We start from the raw sequence: 15,313 nt of genomic DNA on the forward strand, positions 1-15,313 counted from the left end.
TGCCAGCTTCAGTTGCCCTTCGGCGGCGTCACCTGGCCGCGAATCTCGCCATCCGGATTGTTCTTCGTGTGAACGTTGATGTACATGTCACCGGCTTCGAACATCTTGGCTTCGTCCGGAGATAGCGTGGCCTGACCGGTGATCGGGCTCGTCACCTCCATGGTGCCCTTCTGCGACAGCCAGACCTTTACGCCAGCGTTTTTACCGGCCGGGGCGGGTCCGTGGAAATGCGCCATCGTGGTCGGACTCGTCAATCCGCTGAAGCTGATGTTCCAGGTGACGACCCGCGTGCTGGGGTCGTACGTGAGCTTGGCGCTGCCGCTGCCCGGCGTCTGCACCGGCGGAACCTGTTGGGCGCCCGTCAAAGGCACCTCAAACGAGACGGGCGCCGCTTGCGCCAAGGTCAGCGTACCCGCGAAGGCCAAACCACCGAACACCATGAAAGCGCGCCGCGTGATGGATCGTGACATCTGGTTTTCTCCTGTTGGGTTTGCCCTTGGTGAGCGGGCGATTATTGAAGACTGCAGAAGACCTCGTCGGCGTTGTTGGCAGCCAAACAAGTGAGTCAAGCATAGACGCAAGCAGGCCGTAACGCGAAGGTCGCGTGAGGCCGAAATCCGGCTATGCGTGGCAACCGCCCCGTTACGTCGACGCCAGATGAGTCTGTCCAGCGATTCGAAAGGAAATCGTCGGGCGAAAATCGTTGAAATTTGATCTGGCGCGAAAAATTCTTCCGGTACGATATGCGCTTCGTGCGGAGGCAGCGGATGTAACTGGCGCGACCTGGTGTTGCGCCAGGAGCCTTCATGGATCACACCCATTGTTACGCTGCCATGTTGCGCGCACTCGTCGCGGCGTCTGCTCCGCGCGCTCCGGCCGGCGACGTCGCATGCACACTCAGCGCTGGCGTCGACGAATTCGGTGACGGCGATACCGTTGCCTCGGTGATGGCGAGAGCCGATACAGCGCTCTATGCCGCGAAAGCCAACGGCAGAAACTGCGTGATGCTGGCGGGGTCGTCGCAGCGTGCCGATGACATCGTTTCCAGTTTTCCGGCTTAGGAAAGGCTCCGCGCAGGGCTGCGCAGGAGACGCCTGATCGATCGTCCATTCGCACTGCCGCCGCAAAAAAAACCGGCATGCAGTCGCCCGCATACCGGTCTCTATTAGAGCCCCAGTCGCGTCACCGCGAAAAGGGCCGCCGCGCTGATCCGCGCCAGTCCGCGCTTTATTGGCGCTTCATTTGCGCTTCAATTGCGAAATATCGCGCACCGCGCCGCGATCGGCCGAAGTCGCGAGCGCCGCGTACGCCTGCAGTGCCTGCGACACGACACGCTCGCGATTGGTCGGCTGCCATGCGTCGTCGCCGCGCGCTTCCATCGCCGCGCGACGGCGTGCGAGCTCTTCGTTCGACACCGCGAGATGCATCTTGCGCTGCGGAATGTCGATCTCGATCACGTCGCCGTCTTCGACCAGACCGATCGTGCCGCCTTCCGCCGCTTCCGGCGACGCATGGCCGATCACGAGGCCCGACGAGCCGCCCGAGAAACGGCCATCGGTAAACAGCGCACAGCTCTTGCCGAGGCCCTTCGACTTCAGATACGAAGTCGGGTACAGCATTTCCTGCATGCCCGGACCGCCCTTCGGACCTTCATAGCGGATCACCACGACGTCGCCCGGCACGACCTTGTCACCGAGAATCGCGTCGACCGCGTCGTCCTGGCTTTCGAACACGCGCGCGCGACCCGAGAACAGCCACTGCGATTCGTCGACACCGGCGGTCTTCACGATACAGCCCTTCTCCGCGAGATTGCCGTACAGCACCGCGAGGCCGCCGTCCTTCGAGTACGCGTTTTCCTTGCTGCGGATACAGCCGCTCTTGCGGTCCGTGTCGAGCGTCGCGTAGGTCGCTTCCTGGCTGAAGGCGACCGTGGTCGGAATGCCGCCCGGCGCCGCGCGGAAGAATTTCTGCGCTTCCTCGCCCGCGCCGCCGGCGATGTCCCACTTCGCGATCGCGTTGCCGAGGGTGCCGCTATGCACGTTGCCGCACGACAGATCGAGCAGCTCCGCGCGCGCGAGCTCACCGAGAATACCGATGATGCCGCCCGCGCGATGCACGTCCTCGATGTGGTACTTGTCGGTCATGGGCGCGGCCTTGCACAGGCACGGCACCTTGCGCGAGATACGGTCGATGTCCGACATCGTGAAATCGACGCCCGCTTCCTGCGCGGCGGCCAGCAGGTGCAGCACGGTGTTGGTCGAGCCGCCCATCGCGACGTCGAGCGTCATCGCGTTTTCGAACGCCTGCTTGGTGGCGATGCTGCGCGGCAGGACCGAGGCGTCCTCCTCCTGATAGTAGCGGCGGCACAGATCGACGACCAGGCTGCCCGCCTGCTCGAACAGGCCCTTGCGCCATGCGTGCGTCGCGACGATGGTGCCGTTGCCCGGCAACGCGAGGCCGATCGCCTCGGTCAGGCAGTTCATCGAGTTCGCGGTGAACATGCCCGAGCACGAACCGCAGGTCGGGCACGCGCTGCGCTCGACTTCGGCGACTTCGGCGTCGCTGATCTTCGGATCGGCGGCCTTGATCATCGCGTCGATCAGGTCGATCTTCGCGATCACCTGGCCGTCGGTCGGCGACTTGACCTTGCCCGCTTCCATCGGCCCGCCCGACACGAACACGACCGGAATGTTCAGGCGCATCGCGGCCATCAGCATGCCCGGGGTGATCTTGTCGCAGTTCGAGATGCAGACCATCGCGTCCGCGCAGTGCGCGTTGACCATGTACTCGACCGAGTCCGCAATCAGTTCGCGCGACGGCAGCGAATACAGCATGCCGCCGTGGCCCATCGCGATGCCGTCGTCGACGGCGATCGTGTTGAATTCCTTCGCCACGCCGCCGGCCGCTTCGATCTGCTTCGCGACCAGCGCGCCCAGGTCGCGCAGATGCACGTGGCCCGGCACGAACTGCGTGAACGAGTTCACGACCGCGATGATCGGCTTGCCGAAATCGTCGTCCTTCATGCCGGTGGCGCGCCACAGCGCGCGGGCGCCGGCCATGTTGCGGCCATGAGTCGAAGTGCGTGAGCGATAGTTAGGCATCTGTATCCTCAGGTATTGCTGTTATCGGTTTTGATGAGCGCCCGCGCGGGCGTGGGGATCGCAGCGCGGACTTTGCGTCGGGAACGAATAGTGCAAGAACGCCAGTAAGACGTCCAATATATTTTTTCTGCGTAATTAGGTCGGGGAAAGTATTAAACGATGCCGCGACCGCTCAGCCGATTTCACCTTTTCTTGACATTGCCCGCTCCCACCGCGAATAATGCAGCGTTCGTTTAACGAAACCGTGTTCACCATAAGAACATTGAAACGGAAACAGAGGTCTTTTCGAGCGCAACACCGGGTTCGAGGCCAGGCGCGCCCAAGCCTGGGCCCACCCTCCTGGATTCGCGCCAATCTGTCCGCTGTGATCAAGATCAGGTAAGGCAAGTTTGCCGCCAATACGCGCCAGCACCCCGCGCCGGCGCGCCGTACCCGCCCCTCCGCCCAGCACAGGGCCCGGCACTACACAGAGTCACACACATGAAGCGAGACACTCCCCCTCACGCCGCCGGCCGACCGGCCGCTTCGCGCGGCATCGTCGAAGGGCTGGTTTATGTTTTCGAGCAGGTCATGCCCGACCCGTTCGTCCTGTCGATCTGCCTGACGTTCTTCGTCGCCGTGCTGGCGATGCTGATCGCACCGAACGGCACACTGCCGACGCTGCTCGATTCCTGGTACACCGGCACGTTCGGCATTCTGGGCTTCGCGCTGCAGATGATCCTGATCCTCGCGACCGGCTACGCGATCGCGGAAGCGCCGATCGTGCAACGCGGTCTGCGCGCGCTCGCGTCGCATGCGAACTCGCCGACGCGTGCCGCGCTGCTCGTGTTTCCGGTCGTCGCGGTTGCCGCGTGGCTCAATTGGGGGCTCGGGCTCATCGTCGGCGCGTTGCTGTCGCGGGAAATCGCGCGGCGCGTCGACGTCGACTTCGCATGGCTCGTCGCGGGCAGCTATTCGGCCTGGTCGATCTGCAACAGCGGGCTGTCAAGTTCGATCGCGCTATCACAGGCATCGCACGGCAATGCGCTGAATCTCGTCGAGAAAGCGACCGGCCACGTGGTGCCGCTCAGCGAAACCATCTTCGCGCCGTTCGTGTTCATTCCGACCGTGCTGGTCGTCGTCGTGATGACCGCGATCTTCATCAAGATGCATCCGAAGGCGGAGAACGTCGTCGCGTTTCGTCAGAGCGGCGAAGCAGCCGCCGACGCGCCGAGCGACGACCCGCATGCCCGCGCGAGCAGCGAGACATCGCTCGCGGCGCGCCTCGAACAGTCGATGCTCGGCACACTGCTGATGCTCGCGCTCGGCATCGGCTATCTGGCGCTGACGTGGCACAAGGAAGGATTCGATCTCGACATCAACAACACGATCCTGATCTTCCTGATGATCGGTCTCGCGCTGCAACGCACGCCGATCGCGTACGCGAATTCGATTCGCCGCGCCGCGCGTCAGACCGGCTCGATGCTGCTGCAATATCCGATGTACGGCGGGATCATGGGCATCATGAAGGGCACGGGTCTCGCGTCGATGATCGCGAAAGCGTTCGTGACGATCGCGTCGCCCGCCACGCTGCCGCTGTGGAGCTATCTGAGCTCGCTGATCATCACGCTGCTGGTGCCGAGCGCCGGTGGCCACTGGGCGGTGCAGGGTCCGTTCGTGCTGCCCGCGGCGCTCAGCCTGCATGCGTCGGTGCCGCGCACCGCAATGGGCGTCGCGATGGCCGAGAATGTATCGAACATGCTGCAGCCGTTCTGGGCCGTGCCGATCGTCGCGATCGCGGGTATCCGGATTCAGCGCGTCATGGGCTATACGGCGGTGACGTTCGCGGTGTCGCTGGTGATTTACGCGGTGGCGTTGTGGCTCGTGCCGTAACCACAATGACCTGAGTCGAACGATCTCGCTACCGTCAAAACAAAGGGCCGATGAAGCAATGCTTGATCGGCCCTTTGTGCTTTTGCGGCGTACCGCTCGCTGTTACATCTTGACGACGTCCAGCAGCGTCTTTTTGCCGTCCTTGTAGTCGTACAGCGAGATCACGCCGTGCTGAAGGTCGCCCTTCGCGTCGAACGTCGCGATTGGAGCCGCGTCAATTGGCGGTCGTTTCGTCGCTCGATTCAGCGGGATTTTGCGGGTTTGATTCGTTCAGGACATCGTCGGCAAAAGTGACGAGATAAGCAGGAACTCTGCGAATCACGGCTTGAAATCGGCCAGCATCACACCGTCGCGGATATGCGCGAGAGCGGCCGCCACGTAGTCGACGACCGGTGCCGGTGGATGGTCCGGCTTCGCCCACACGAAGCCCGAGCACTTGTGCGGCTCCATGTTCGCCAGTTCGCCTTGCCATGAACGGCACACGAGAAAGAAGCTGATGCGGTTCGTGTCCGAATCGCGCCGCATCACGAGTTTGAATTCGAGCGCGCCGGGCGCGATCGTCACACCCGCTTCTTCTTTCGATTCGCGAATCGCGCATGCCTCGATCGATTCGCCCGGTTCGAGATGGCCGGCAATCAACGCGTACTGGCCGTCCCTGAAACCGGTATTCGCGCGCCGGATGAAAAGGCACTCGCCCTGCCCATTCAGGAACAGCACGTTCACATCGACGATGCTTTGCATTCGGCTCATTTTCTTGCCGGCATCATGACGGACTAGCCGCGTTGCGCGGTCAGCAGCTTGATGCCGAGCGCGACGAAGACGAGCCCGCTGCCGCGTTTGAGGGCCGCGACCCACCGGCTGGCTCCGACGCGCGTATGGATACCGCGCACGCCGAGCGAATAAATGGTGTGCACGAGCGCGACGGTGACCGCGATCGTCAGATACATCACGATGAACTGCTCCGCCAGGCCGCGCTCGTGGTCGATGAATTGCGGCATGAACGCCGATAGAAAGATCATCGTCTTCGGATTGCTGCCGGACACGAGCAAGGCTTCACGGAATACCTTCTTGCGCTCGAACGTATAAGCGGACGATGCGACGCCCGCCGGCTGCGCGGCCCGCGATGCCTCTTTGTTGCCGCCGCGCAGTTGCCTGATGCCGAGATACACCAAATAACCCGCGCCGAGCACTTTCATCGCGACGAAGAGCGGCGGCAGCGTCGTCAATACCGCGCCGACACCTAGCGCCACGAGCGCGACGACGACGCCTTGCGCGAGCAGATTACCGGCGACGCTCGCCGCCGCGCCGCGGTTTCCATAGCGGACCGAATTGCGGATCACGAGCAGAACGTTCGGTCCCGGCGAAATGGTGGTGAGCAGATAGGCACCGGCGAAAAGCAACCAGGTATGGAAGGACATGGCAGGCCCAGCGGTTCGTTGTGGTTGAATACCAATACACTGGACATCATCATGCCACGGAAAAAATCGCTGCCGCCGTCGCTGCGCGCTAATCGCTACGCCGCTTCAACGTATCGAGGCCGTCACCAGTTGCAGCGGCGTCTCGATCACCTTCGACAACTCGCGCTGCTTGCGCCGCTCGGTCACCGCCTTCAACGCGAAGTCGATGCCGAACACGGTCTGGCGGCCGGCGAACTGGTTCATCGTCGCGAGCACGCGGCCGTCGGCGAGTAGCGGCTTGATCGCATCGATCGCGTCGTAGCCGGTGACATAGACGCCGCCGCCGCGACCCGCGTCGCGAACCGCGTCGACCGCGCCCATCGCCATGTTGTCGTTGCCGCATAACAGCGCGCGCAGCTGCGGGTGCTCGGCCAGCATTTTCGCGGCCACGTCGCGGGCCTTGCCGTACTCCCAGTCACCCGACTCGACCGCGACGACCTGCACGCTCGCGGCATCCATCGCATCGCGGCTGCCGGCCGTGCGCTGCTGCGCATTGCTGCTCGCCGAAACGCCTTCGATGATGCCAACCTGATCGCCGGGCTTCAGCCGCGCGGCCAGATATTGGCCGACCTGCTTCGCGCCGTTGCGATTGTTCGGCCCGACGAACGGCACCGAGATGCCGGCGGCCGCTTGCGCCGCATCGTCGAGCGGGTTGTCGATCGTGATCGTGATGATGCCGGCCTTGATCGCGCGCGCGATCACCGGGATCAGCGCCTTCGAGTCGGTCGGCGCGATCACGATCGCGTTCACCTTCGCCCTGATCGCCTCGTCGACCATGCGGATCTGCGCGGCGGTGTCGGTCTGTTTGGCCGTGCCGCGAATCGTCAGGCTGAATTGCGACGAGAAGTGATCCTGGTAATTGCGCGCAGCGTCGACCATCGCGACCGTGAACGGGTCAGACATCGATTTGAGTACGAGCGCGATCTTCGGCTTCGTGCCGGGCAGCACTTCGGCGCCGGCATCGTCCGCGAACAGCGCGACGCCAGTGAGACCGGTTGCGGCCAGCGCGCCCGCGAGCAGCACGCGGCGGCGCATGTTCTGCGTCATGGCTTGACTCCTTCGCGGAGGTGCCGGTCGTGGACGTGCCGATCGAACGACGCGACGCTGGCGGCAATTTCGTCGAAGAGCGGCCGGCTGTCGATATCTTCGCTCAGACAACGCGTCTTCAAGGCGGCGAGTTGCGCGTCGAGTCCACCGGGTACGTCGCAACGCTCGAGCAGTTCTTCGAGCAGACAGCCGTACGCCCTCACTTCGAGCCGCTGCAACGCGATAGCGAGCTCGCGATTGCCGGCGTCAAAAAACGACGCCGCCCCGAAATCGCCGAGCAGCGCGCGCCCCGCGCCGCCGTGCAGGATATTGTGCGCGTACAGATCGCCGTGCATCACGCCGCCCCGATGCAGATGACTCGCGACCTTCGCGATGCCGCTCGCGATACCGAGCACCGTCGCAAGGTCGAAGCGCGCGTCGTCGCGATAGATGTCGCGCGTACACGATGCGAGGCTCGGCGGGCCGGCGAGATTGGCGAAGCGCGTATCGATCAATCCCATCACGAGGCCATGCGTATCCGACGGATGCCCGATCACCTTGCCGAGCACGGGGATCAGGTTCGCATGTTCGCCGCCGCGAATGCAAGCAGCCATCTCGCAGTCGGGCAAACCGTCGCTCGTCACCGCGCCCTTGAACAGCTTGACGGCGACCGCACGCGGCGCGGGCTCGTTGTCCGCGTGCAGCGCCGCGCGATAGATGACGCCCGATGCGCCCTCGCCCAACGGCCGTTCGAGCCGCAACGCATCCCAACGAATGCCGCTGATCGGAGTGTCGATGAGCGCCGCCTGTTCGAGCGCCGCGTTGAACGGATTGCCCGCATACGCGAGCCACGCAAGCCGCGGCAGACGCAGCAACCAACTCGGCAATGCATCGAAACGATTCGCCGCGACCCTCAGCAGTTCGAGCCGCGTGCATGCGAGCAACTCCTCGGGCAGCGCGCGCAGCCGGTTGCCGGCAAGCATCAGCTTCTGCAGTTGCGTGCAGCGGCCGAGCTCCGCGGGCAAGCGCTCGAGATCGTTGTCGGTCAGAATCAGCCAACGCAGCAGCGGCGGCAGCGCGCGCGCCGGCACCTCGCGGATGCGATTCGACTTGAAGCCGATCATGCTCAGTTGCGCGCATTCGCCGAGCACGCCGGGCAATTCGGTGAACGGGTTGTTGGACGCGAACAGGATGCGAAGTTTGCGCAGACGCGGCAGATCGTCCGGCAGCGTCGTCAATGCGTTGTTCGACAGGTCGAGCACTTCGAGCGTATCGGCGAGATCGAAAATCTCGCGCGGAAATTCGCTCAGGCCGCACGCGAGTTTGAGTTCGCGCGCACCCGCCAGTCGCCCGGCCCGCAGGTGTTCTAAAGTCGTGGTCACAGTCGTGGGAAAGAAGATCGGGTAGCGCCCGCAGCGCGTCGTACCGAAGCTGTCGATTTTACTGAGTCGAAGGTCATCTGGGGTTCTCTGCGGTACAGTGATGCGAGCGTCGCTGGGGTCACGGCCGTCGCGGCCATGTCGAATGCGAATGAGACAGCAATATCGGGAGCGCGTTCGGGCCACGCAAGCGACACACTATCGGATAACGGCGCAGCCTTCATGCAGTTTTGCGCGTCCGGTCGCCGAAACGCCGCCGCCTCGCAAGTCCTTGCGCCGCCACCCTGTCAGGAGCCTGAGAAAGTGACGTACGCATACAAGTTGATCGATTCGCCGGTCGGTCAGTTGAAGCTCGTGGCGAAAGGCGAATGCCTTGCCGCGATTCTGTGGGAGCACGACAAGCCTGACCGCGTGCGACTCGGCGAAATGAGCGAAGCGAACGAACTCGCGGTGCTCGTCGAGACAGCGCGGCAATTGCATGAGTACTTCGCGGGCACGCGCCAGGCCTTCGATCTGCCGCTCGACTTTCACGGCACCGAGTTCCAGAAGCAGGTCTGGCGCGCGCTGCTGACCATTCCGTTCGGCCAGACGCGCAGCTACTCGGAGATCGCGCAGCAGATCGGCAACCTCAATGCGGTGCGCGCGGTGGGCGCGGCAAACGGCCGGAATCCGATTTCGATTGTCGCGCCGTGTCATCGCGTGATCGGCGCGTCGGGCGAGCTGACGGGATTCGCCGGCGGCCTCGCCAACAAGATGCTGCTGCTTTCGCTGGAGGCGGGGCAGACCTCGCTCGAAGCAGCGGCGGATGACGCGCAAAGGCAGGCGCCTGACCGGGGAGCGGCGCAAGCTGTCAAGGACGATGCGCCCGCGAAACCGGCGCATCGTCAGCCGAGCCGGGGAACGCAGGGTTCGCTGTTCGGTAGCTAAAGCAGCGCACACCCGGCACGATGCGCCACCCACCGGCCGTAATCGCCGATGCTTCGTCCGCGATCAGCACCATCGCCCGCGCATGCAACACCTATCCTTAAGATGCCCTTTGGGGTATCGAACAGGAGGATGACATGCGCATGCTTCTCAACATACAAATACCGAACGAACCGTTCAGCACACTCGTGCGCGAAGGCCGAATCGGCGACCTGATGAGAAAGATCCTCGAGGACATGAAACCAGAAGCCATCTACTTCACCGAGCAGCAGGGCAAACGCGGCGCGGTGGCGGTCGTCGAGGTCGCCGATGCATCGGCGATCCCCGCGCTTGCCGAACCGTGGTTCCTGACGCTCGACGCCGACTGCGAGCTGCGCATCGCGATGCTGCCCGAGGATCTGATGAAAGCCGGGCTCGACGCGCTCGGCGACAAGTGGAAGTAGCGCGGCCCTCAGGAATGCCCAGCCGATAGCTGCAGCAGCATCGAAGCCGCGGCCGTCGCCGCGACCTGGCAGCCGAGCACGATATGCGCCTCGGCCGTGTCCTCGATAAAGTCGTGACTCACGCCGCCGATGCTCGGCACGAACATCATGCACGCCGGCATGCAACGCGCGATCACCTGCGCGTCGTGCGCGGCGCCGCTTGGCATGCGCAGCCACTGGCCCGGCGCGAGTGCTTCGGCGGCTCGCGCGATGTGCTCCGCGAGCGTGGCGTCCATGCTGACGGGTTCGATCGGCTCGTCGAGCGTCTGCAATTCGACGCTCACCGCGTCGTGCGCGTTGAAATCGCGTACCAGTTCCGCGAGCGCGCGTTCCATGGCCTGAAGCCGTGCCGGGTTCGCATCGCGGAATTGCAGGTACATGTCGGCCGCGCCGGGCACGACGCTCATCGAGCCCGGATCGAGATCGATGCGGCCCACGGTCCAGACGGTATCCGCGTCCGCCAGCTGCCCGAACGCGTCGTTCATCCGCGCGATGAACGCGACGAGCGCCGCGCCCGCGTCGCGGCGAATCGCCATTGGCGTCGTGCCCGCGTGATTGCGCTGACCCGTGAAGCGCAGCCGCGATTCGCGCAGCCCGACGATCGTCGTGACGACGCCGATCGCTTTGCCGATCGCTTCGAGACGTCCGCCCTGCTCGATATGCGGCTCCAGATACGCGACCTGGCGCCCTGCCTCGAAACGCGCACGCGGCCGGCCCGCCAGTCCAGCGGCCTCGAGTACGTCGGCGAGGCGTTCGCCCTGCCGGTTCGTCGCGCCGCGAATCGAGTCGTCGACCACCTCGCCGACGAAGCTGCGGCTGCCGAGCAGGCCCGAGAACGTGCCCTCCTCGTCGATCCACGACGCGACGTCGACGGCGAGGTGCCGCGTCGCCTCATGCTCCGCTAGTGCGCGGGCGATTTCGAGCCCGTACATCACGCCCATTGCGCCATCGAGCCAGCCGCCGGTCGGCTGCGTGTCGGTATGCGAGCCGATCACGAGCGCGGGACCGCTATTGCGCGAGCGTCCGAACACGGTGCCGACGCCGTCGATGCGCGCGTCGAGCCCCGCCTCAGTCATCCTGCCGACCAGCCATTCGCGCGCCGCCAGATCGACCGGCGACAGTGCGAGCCGGACCACGCCGGGACCGGTCGCGCCGAAACCGCGCAGCCGTTTGAGGTCGGCCATCAGCCGGTCAGGATCGATCTTCACCACGTTGTCGTCTCCATGCATTGATTGCGGATGCCGCCGCGCGAAAATCACCCGGCGACATATCGTAGGCACGCTTGAACGCGCGATTGAAATCCGACGCGCTATTGAAGCCCCAGCCGTACGCGACCTCGATCACCGGCCTGCGCGGGTGGCGATGCAGTTCATCGGCCGCTTCGCGCAGGCGCCGGTTGCGGATATACGCGTGAAGCCCACCCTCCGGCTCGAACAATCGATACAGCGTGGGCCGCGACAGCTGCGACATGGCCAGCACGCTGTCGACCGTCAGATCAGGTTGGCCGAGATTTGCGTCGATATAGCGGCGCGCTGCCGTGAACATCGCGGTGCGTGCCACCGCCCGCGCACTGCCGGTCAAGCCTGTTTCCTTGCCGAACGCCGCCGCCATCAACAGCGCGCAGGTGTGGAGCGCTTCCTGAGCCGCGGACGCGTCCATCGTGGGCAACGTGCGGCACAGTTCCGACAGCTGCGCGGGAATCAGCCGCGCCAGCGGCGTCTGATATTCGATTACGCGGCCATGTATGGACTCCGCCTCCGGCAGCACCGGATCGATGATGGCGCGCGGCAGGAACAGCGCGAGCAGACGGCACGGGCCGCGCGTCATCCGCATCGGCTGGTTCATGTCGAGCGCGAGAATGCCCGGCCGCGTTTGCAGCGCGACGCGCTTCGGATAGAGGCCCGTGGTCGTTTCGAAGGTCCCTTCGACGGCTATATGAAACACGATCTGGCGCACGTTGTCGGTCGAAATGCGCGCGACCGACCGCGATTGCGCGACCGGATCGGTGCGGCAACCCGTAAAGGCCATGCCGCCGGCGCGATAGGTATCGATGGTGCCGCGAAAGCCGTCGGCGAGTTGCCGGCGCGAAATCGGCACATCGAGAAAATGGCCGACGCGCTCGCGCCACACAGGCAGCTGCTCGCGCGGCACAGTGCCGAAGGTGTCGAAGTGGGTGTAGTCGAAAGCCGCTGGCATTGCTGCGGCCGCGGTTGCGGTGCGGTTGGCTGCCTGATCGGTCGTCAAGGTGTCCCCGCCGGTTTTGTCGTGTGCGCCTGCATGATAGCCGTGGTCGGCGAAAACGTCATGGGCCTGTTGCCAGCGCGTCGATGCCGGCGCGACGGCCTTCCTGGCTTCGGACGCCGCGCGCTGGATCACCGTCGAGACGCTGCATGTCGATGGCGCTTCGAAGCTGTGAGCTGCCGTTCGCGAGCAACGAAGCGCGCCGCGTAAACCCGGAACGGGCTGCATAAGAAAACGGCCGCGCTGCAAAACAGCGCGGCCGAATCAAGAAAGCGCCACGACCGCGGGCACTCTCACGAAGCGGACGAACCGTCCGCTTCCGCCATTCACCAACTCATTTCCACAGCGTGCGGCCAAAGAACGTCAACGTACGATCCCACGCCTGTTGCGCCCAGACCGGGTCGTATTGCGTCCTCGCGATGCGGCCCGACCCGACCGCCGTTTCGTTCGCGAACGCGTGATGCGCCAGATAGCGATGAAACTCGACGTCGACTTTCGCGTCGGTGAGTTTCTTTTCGAGCGCGTCGACGGTGTCGGCGGCGAAGAAGTCGTCCTGCAGACCCCAGTGGCCCATCACCGGAACCTTGATCTTCGCCGCGTCGATATAGTCGAGCGGCGGGAAGCCATACCAGACGACGCCGGCCGCCACTTCAGGCACGTTGCACAGCGCGAGGAACGTCAGCGCGCCGCCCATGCAATAGCCGGTCAAGCCAACCTTCGCCGCGTGCTGCTGCAAATACTGGACCGCGCCGCGCACGTCCTGCGTTGCGGCATCGCCGAAATCGAGGCCGCTCATCAAGTGGTGCGCCTCATCCTCTTCGACCGTCGACTTGCCGCGATACAGATCGGGCACCAGCGCGAAGTAGCCGGCTTTCGCGAGGCGATCGGCGACGCCGCGAATCTGGTCGTTCAAGCCCCACCATTCCTGGATCACGACGACCGCGGGCGCGCCCGCGGTTTTTTCAGGCTTCGCGAGATAGCCCTGTAGCTGCTTGCCGTCGGGACGGTTGAACGTGATCATCGAACCTGCGTGTTGGGTCATCGGTCGCTCCTCGAGTAGACGAAACCGCTAGCATAGCGCCGCTACCCCGTTTTCTGTTCAATCGGAATCGTGCCAACGCGCAAGCGTGATCACGCGGAATCTGCGCGTTATGTGAATCGAACGATATGAGGATCAACATAAGGAAAAATTCGTTAATTGATTCGTCGACGCGCAACACGCCCTCAGCCGTTTCGTGTTGAAAGCTGGCGTAAAACGCGACGCAGAAATCAGGCCCGCGCGACATGTGATTTCGCGCACGCATTCAAGCGCGTTTATCCAATGGGTGAATGATTCGACTGAAAGCTTGACGTATTGCGATGCGCGCTAGAACCGCTCTATCACACCGAATTGGACCCCCGCGACCGGCGCGCCTGGATAGGCAACGGGCAGCCCGGTCACGTTGACGCCGCGCAGCGTGAAGCGCGAGTCGTCGTGATTCGCGAGATAGGCGGCGCTGAAATACAGCAGCAGCGTCGGCGACATGCTGTATTCGAATGCCGCGCTGAACTGGTCCGCGCTGCCGCCAGGCGTCGTGTAGTCGCGCACGTGCGCATAGCCGAGCGAGGCACGCGCATTGGTCGAAAAACTGTACTGCGCCGACAGCGAGCCGCCCGCGCCGTGATAGACCGGTGTGCCGCCATCGCCGTTGAAAAAGGACAGCCACACGCGCAGCTTGCCGAAGGCGTAGTTCGCGCCGCCGAGGTTCGCGCGCAGCGCGCCGGCACTGTGCGTCTGCTGGCGCGCGTACAGCAGATGCAGGTGGTCGAGCCGATACGACGCGCTCACGTAATAACCGTCGATGCCGTTGCCGTCGGCCTCGGACGGATCGCGCATCGCCATCATCAGCGTCGCACTGAGGCCGGCGATGCGCGGCGACAGATACGCAACCGCGTTGTTCGCATACGGCGTGATCTTCGACAGATTGTTGAGCCCCGAGGCGATCGTGCCGGCGCCGAACGCGTCGAGATCGCCCTTGAACGGGATATAGATCGGCGAATACTGACGGCCGACGCGCAGTTCGCCCCAGCTGCCGCTCGCGCCGATCCATGCCTGGCGATTGAAGATCGAGCCGGGCACCTGCAAGCTGCCGTCGGTCGAGCTGAAGCCGTTTTCGAGCGTGAACACGATCGCGTTGCCGCCCCCGAGCGGCTCCGCGCCATGCAGCCCGACCCGCGAGCCGCGATACGCGCCGGAGTCCATGCGCGCGACCCAGCCCGAACCGGGGTCGGTGATTTCGACGCTCGTATCGATCACGCCATACAGCGAGACGAAGCCGGTGTTGATTCCTGAGGCGGCGCCGGTGCCGGTATCGATGTCGGTGACGGCGGCTGCGCCGTGCGCATAAAGCAGAAGCGCGCCACCTCCCCAAGCCGCTCTCACGCCGACGCTGATCGTCAAGGCTTCGCGGACTGTGTTCAGCAGGCAAGCCATGGCGTGACGCAGGATGAGTTCCTCCTCGAACACATCGATCGGATATACCGCGAGCGAACTTACCACGTTCGGGCGTACCCGTTCGGGCCGTCCAGTACGCTCGCGCACATCCCAACGATGCAAGCGCGCGCCAGCGTCCGCGACTGGAGGACGGCGATGCAGGAGTCGCCGCGGCCCGTGTGCGACGTCGTGCCCGGGGACACCACCTTTTTTCCCGCGCCGTGTGGTTTTTCACGCGACGAATGCTTTTGACCAGGGAAAACCCCTATAATCCTCAAGACGTCAGACAACTTGCGTACAATCGCCGGCAGCCTGACCGCGATCCGCCGTGCAGCGTCCACCCGAACCGCCTTCTGCC

At 64.3% G+C, this 15,313-nt stretch carries 14 protein-coding genes and 1 pseudogene; 5 read left to right on the forward strand and 10 right to left on the reverse strand.

What is annotated here, in order from left to right; translation table 11 throughout:
* Window positions 1–8 precede the first annotated feature (8 nt).
* On the reverse strand, window positions 9–470 hold the full coding sequence (locus F6X40_RS36985; protein WP_184073663.1) for a CHRD domain-containing protein: 462 nt from the start codon (window positions 468–470) through the stop codon (window positions 9–11).
* Between the two features lie 336 nt (window positions 471–806).
* On the opposite strand from F6X40_RS36985, the gene F6X40_RS36990 reads away from it, so the two are divergent.
* Window positions 807–1,061, forward strand: a complete 255-nt coding sequence (locus tag F6X40_RS36990) for a GGDEF domain-containing protein (protein ID WP_262421691.1) — start codon at window positions 807–809, stop codon at window positions 1,059–1,061.
* 177 nt (window positions 1,062–1,238) lie between these two features.
* Here F6X40_RS36990 and ilvD read toward each other — a convergent pair whose 3' ends face one another.
* A complete protein-coding gene (ilvD, locus tag F6X40_RS36995; protein ID WP_184024751.1) occupies window positions 1,239–3,101 on the reverse strand; it encodes a dihydroxy-acid dehydratase in 1,863 nt (620 codons plus the stop codon).
* Between the two features lie 480 nt (window positions 3,102–3,581).
* Here ilvD and F6X40_RS37000 point away from each other — a divergent pair, with 480 nt between their 5' ends.
* On the forward strand, window positions 3,582–4,973 hold the full coding sequence (locus F6X40_RS37000; protein ID WP_187631281.1) for a short-chain fatty acid transporter: 1,392 nt from the start codon (window positions 3,582–3,584) through the stop codon (window positions 4,971–4,973).
* A gap of 318 nt (window positions 4,974–5,291) precedes the next feature.
* Here the strand turns inward: F6X40_RS37000 and F6X40_RS37005 are convergent, their stop codons facing one another.
* The 4 genes from F6X40_RS37005 to F6X40_RS37020 form a co-directional block, all read right to left on the reverse strand.
* Window positions 5,292–5,723, reverse strand: a complete 432-nt coding sequence (locus tag F6X40_RS37005) for an NUDIX hydrolase (protein ID WP_184024745.1) — start codon at window positions 5,721–5,723, stop codon at window positions 5,292–5,294.
* Window positions 5,724–5,746: 23 nt separating this feature from the next.
* Window positions 5,747–6,391: a LysE family translocator gene (locus tag F6X40_RS37010; RefSeq protein ID WP_187631282.1), complete on the reverse strand. Its 645-nt coding sequence runs from the start codon at window positions 6,389–6,391 to the stop codon at window positions 5,747–5,749.
* Window positions 6,392–6,496: 105 nt separating this feature from the next.
* Window positions 6,497–7,477, reverse strand: a complete 981-nt coding sequence (locus tag F6X40_RS37015) for a substrate-binding domain-containing protein (protein ID WP_187631283.1) — start codon at window positions 7,475–7,477, stop codon at window positions 6,497–6,499.
* Window positions 7,474–8,838: a leucine-rich repeat-containing protein kinase family protein gene (locus tag F6X40_RS37020; protein WP_187631284.1), complete on the reverse strand. Its 1,365-nt coding sequence runs from the start codon at window positions 8,836–8,838 to the stop codon at window positions 7,474–7,476. The genes F6X40_RS37015 and F6X40_RS37020 overlap by 4 nt, the downstream gene beginning before the upstream one ends.
* A gap of 300 nt (window positions 8,839–9,138) precedes the next feature.
* On the opposite strand from F6X40_RS37020, the gene F6X40_RS37025 reads away from it, so the two are divergent.
* Together F6X40_RS37025 and F6X40_RS37030 are read left to right on the forward strand one after the other, a co-directional pair.
* Window positions 9,139–9,762, forward strand: a complete 624-nt coding sequence (locus F6X40_RS37025) for a methylated-DNA--[protein]-cysteine S-methyltransferase (protein WP_187631285.1) — start codon at window positions 9,139–9,141, stop codon at window positions 9,760–9,762.
* 134 nt (window positions 9,763–9,896) lie between these two features.
* On the forward strand, window positions 9,897–10,202 hold the full coding sequence (locus F6X40_RS37030) for a panthothenate synthetase (RefSeq protein ID WP_090807469.1): 306 nt from the start codon (window positions 9,897–9,899) through the stop codon (window positions 10,200–10,202).
* Between the two features lie 8 nt (window positions 10,203–10,210).
* Here F6X40_RS37030 and F6X40_RS37035 read toward each other — a convergent pair whose 3' ends face one another.
* Complete coding sequence (locus F6X40_RS37035) at window positions 10,211–11,452, reverse strand: Zn-dependent hydrolase (RefSeq protein WP_187631286.1); 1,242 nt, start codon at window positions 11,450–11,452, stop codon at window positions 10,211–10,213.
* Entirely contained in the window at window positions 11,433–12,437 is a 1,005-nt protein-coding gene (locus F6X40_RS37040; RefSeq protein WP_262421692.1) for a helix-turn-helix domain-containing protein, read from the reverse strand. Before F6X40_RS37040 ends, F6X40_RS37035 begins: the two co-directional genes overlap by 20 nt.
* 136 nt (window positions 12,438–12,573) lie before the next feature.
* Here F6X40_RS37040 and F6X40_RS42930 point away from each other — a divergent pair.
* Window positions 12,574–12,657 (forward strand): annotated as a pseudogene (locus F6X40_RS42930) (oxidoreductase); the annotation flags it as partial.
* A gap of 159 nt (window positions 12,658–12,816) precedes the next feature.
* Here F6X40_RS42930 and F6X40_RS37045 read toward each other — a convergent pair.
* Both F6X40_RS37045 and F6X40_RS37050 read right to left on the reverse strand, forming a co-directional pair.
* Window positions 12,817–13,524, reverse strand: coding sequence for a dienelactone hydrolase family protein (locus F6X40_RS37045; RefSeq protein ID WP_187631287.1), 708 nt, complete (start codon window positions 13,522–13,524; stop codon window positions 12,817–12,819).
* Between the two features lie 324 nt (window positions 13,525–13,848).
* A complete protein-coding gene (locus tag F6X40_RS37050) occupies window positions 13,849–15,021 on the reverse strand; it encodes a porin (RefSeq protein ID WP_187631289.1) in 1,173 nt (390 codons plus the stop codon).
* Window positions 15,022–15,313: the final 292 nt, after the last annotated feature.

This window comes from Paraburkholderia sp. UCT31 (assembly GCF_014397655.1).
In the GTDB taxonomy this organism is placed as follows: Bacteria; Pseudomonadota; Gammaproteobacteria; order Burkholderiales; family Burkholderiaceae; genus Paraburkholderia; species Paraburkholderia tuberum.

Bases quoted from the DNA above. Each gene is read 5' to 3' on its own strand.
- F6X40_RS36985 (WP_184073663.1), bottom strand. From the start codon at position 470: ATGTCACGATCCATCACGCGGCGCGCTTTCATGGTGTTCGGTGGTTTG.
- F6X40_RS36990 (WP_262421691.1), top strand. From the start codon at position 807: ATGGATCACACCCATTGTTACGCTGCCATGTTGCGCGCACTCGTCGCG.
- ilvD (WP_184024751.1), bottom strand. From the start codon at position 3,101: ATGCCTAACTATCGCTCACGCACTTCGACTCATGGCCGCAACATGGCC.
- F6X40_RS37000 (WP_187631281.1), top strand. From the start codon at position 3,582: ATGAAGCGAGACACTCCCCCTCACGCCGCCGGCCGACCGGCCGCTTCG.
- F6X40_RS37005 (WP_184024745.1), bottom strand. From the start codon at position 5,723: ATGAGCCGAATGCAAAGCATCGTCGATGTGAACGTGCTGTTCCTGAAT.
- F6X40_RS37010 (WP_187631282.1), bottom strand. From the start codon at position 6,391: ATGTCCTTCCATACCTGGTTGCTTTTCGCCGGTGCCTATCTGCTCACC.
- F6X40_RS37015 (WP_187631283.1), bottom strand. From the start codon at position 7,477: ATGACGCAGAACATGCGCCGCCGCGTGCTGCTCGCGGGCGCGCTGGCC.
- F6X40_RS37030 (WP_090807469.1), top strand. From the start codon at position 9,897: ATGCGCATGCTTCTCAACATACAAATACCGAACGAACCGTTCAGCACA.
- F6X40_RS37040 (WP_262421692.1), bottom strand. From the start codon at position 12,437: ATGCCAGCGGCTTTCGACTACACCCACTTCGACACCTTCGGCACTGTG.
- F6X40_RS37045 (WP_187631287.1), bottom strand. From the start codon at position 13,524: ATGACCCAACACGCAGGTTCGATGATCACGTTCAACCGTCCCGACGGC.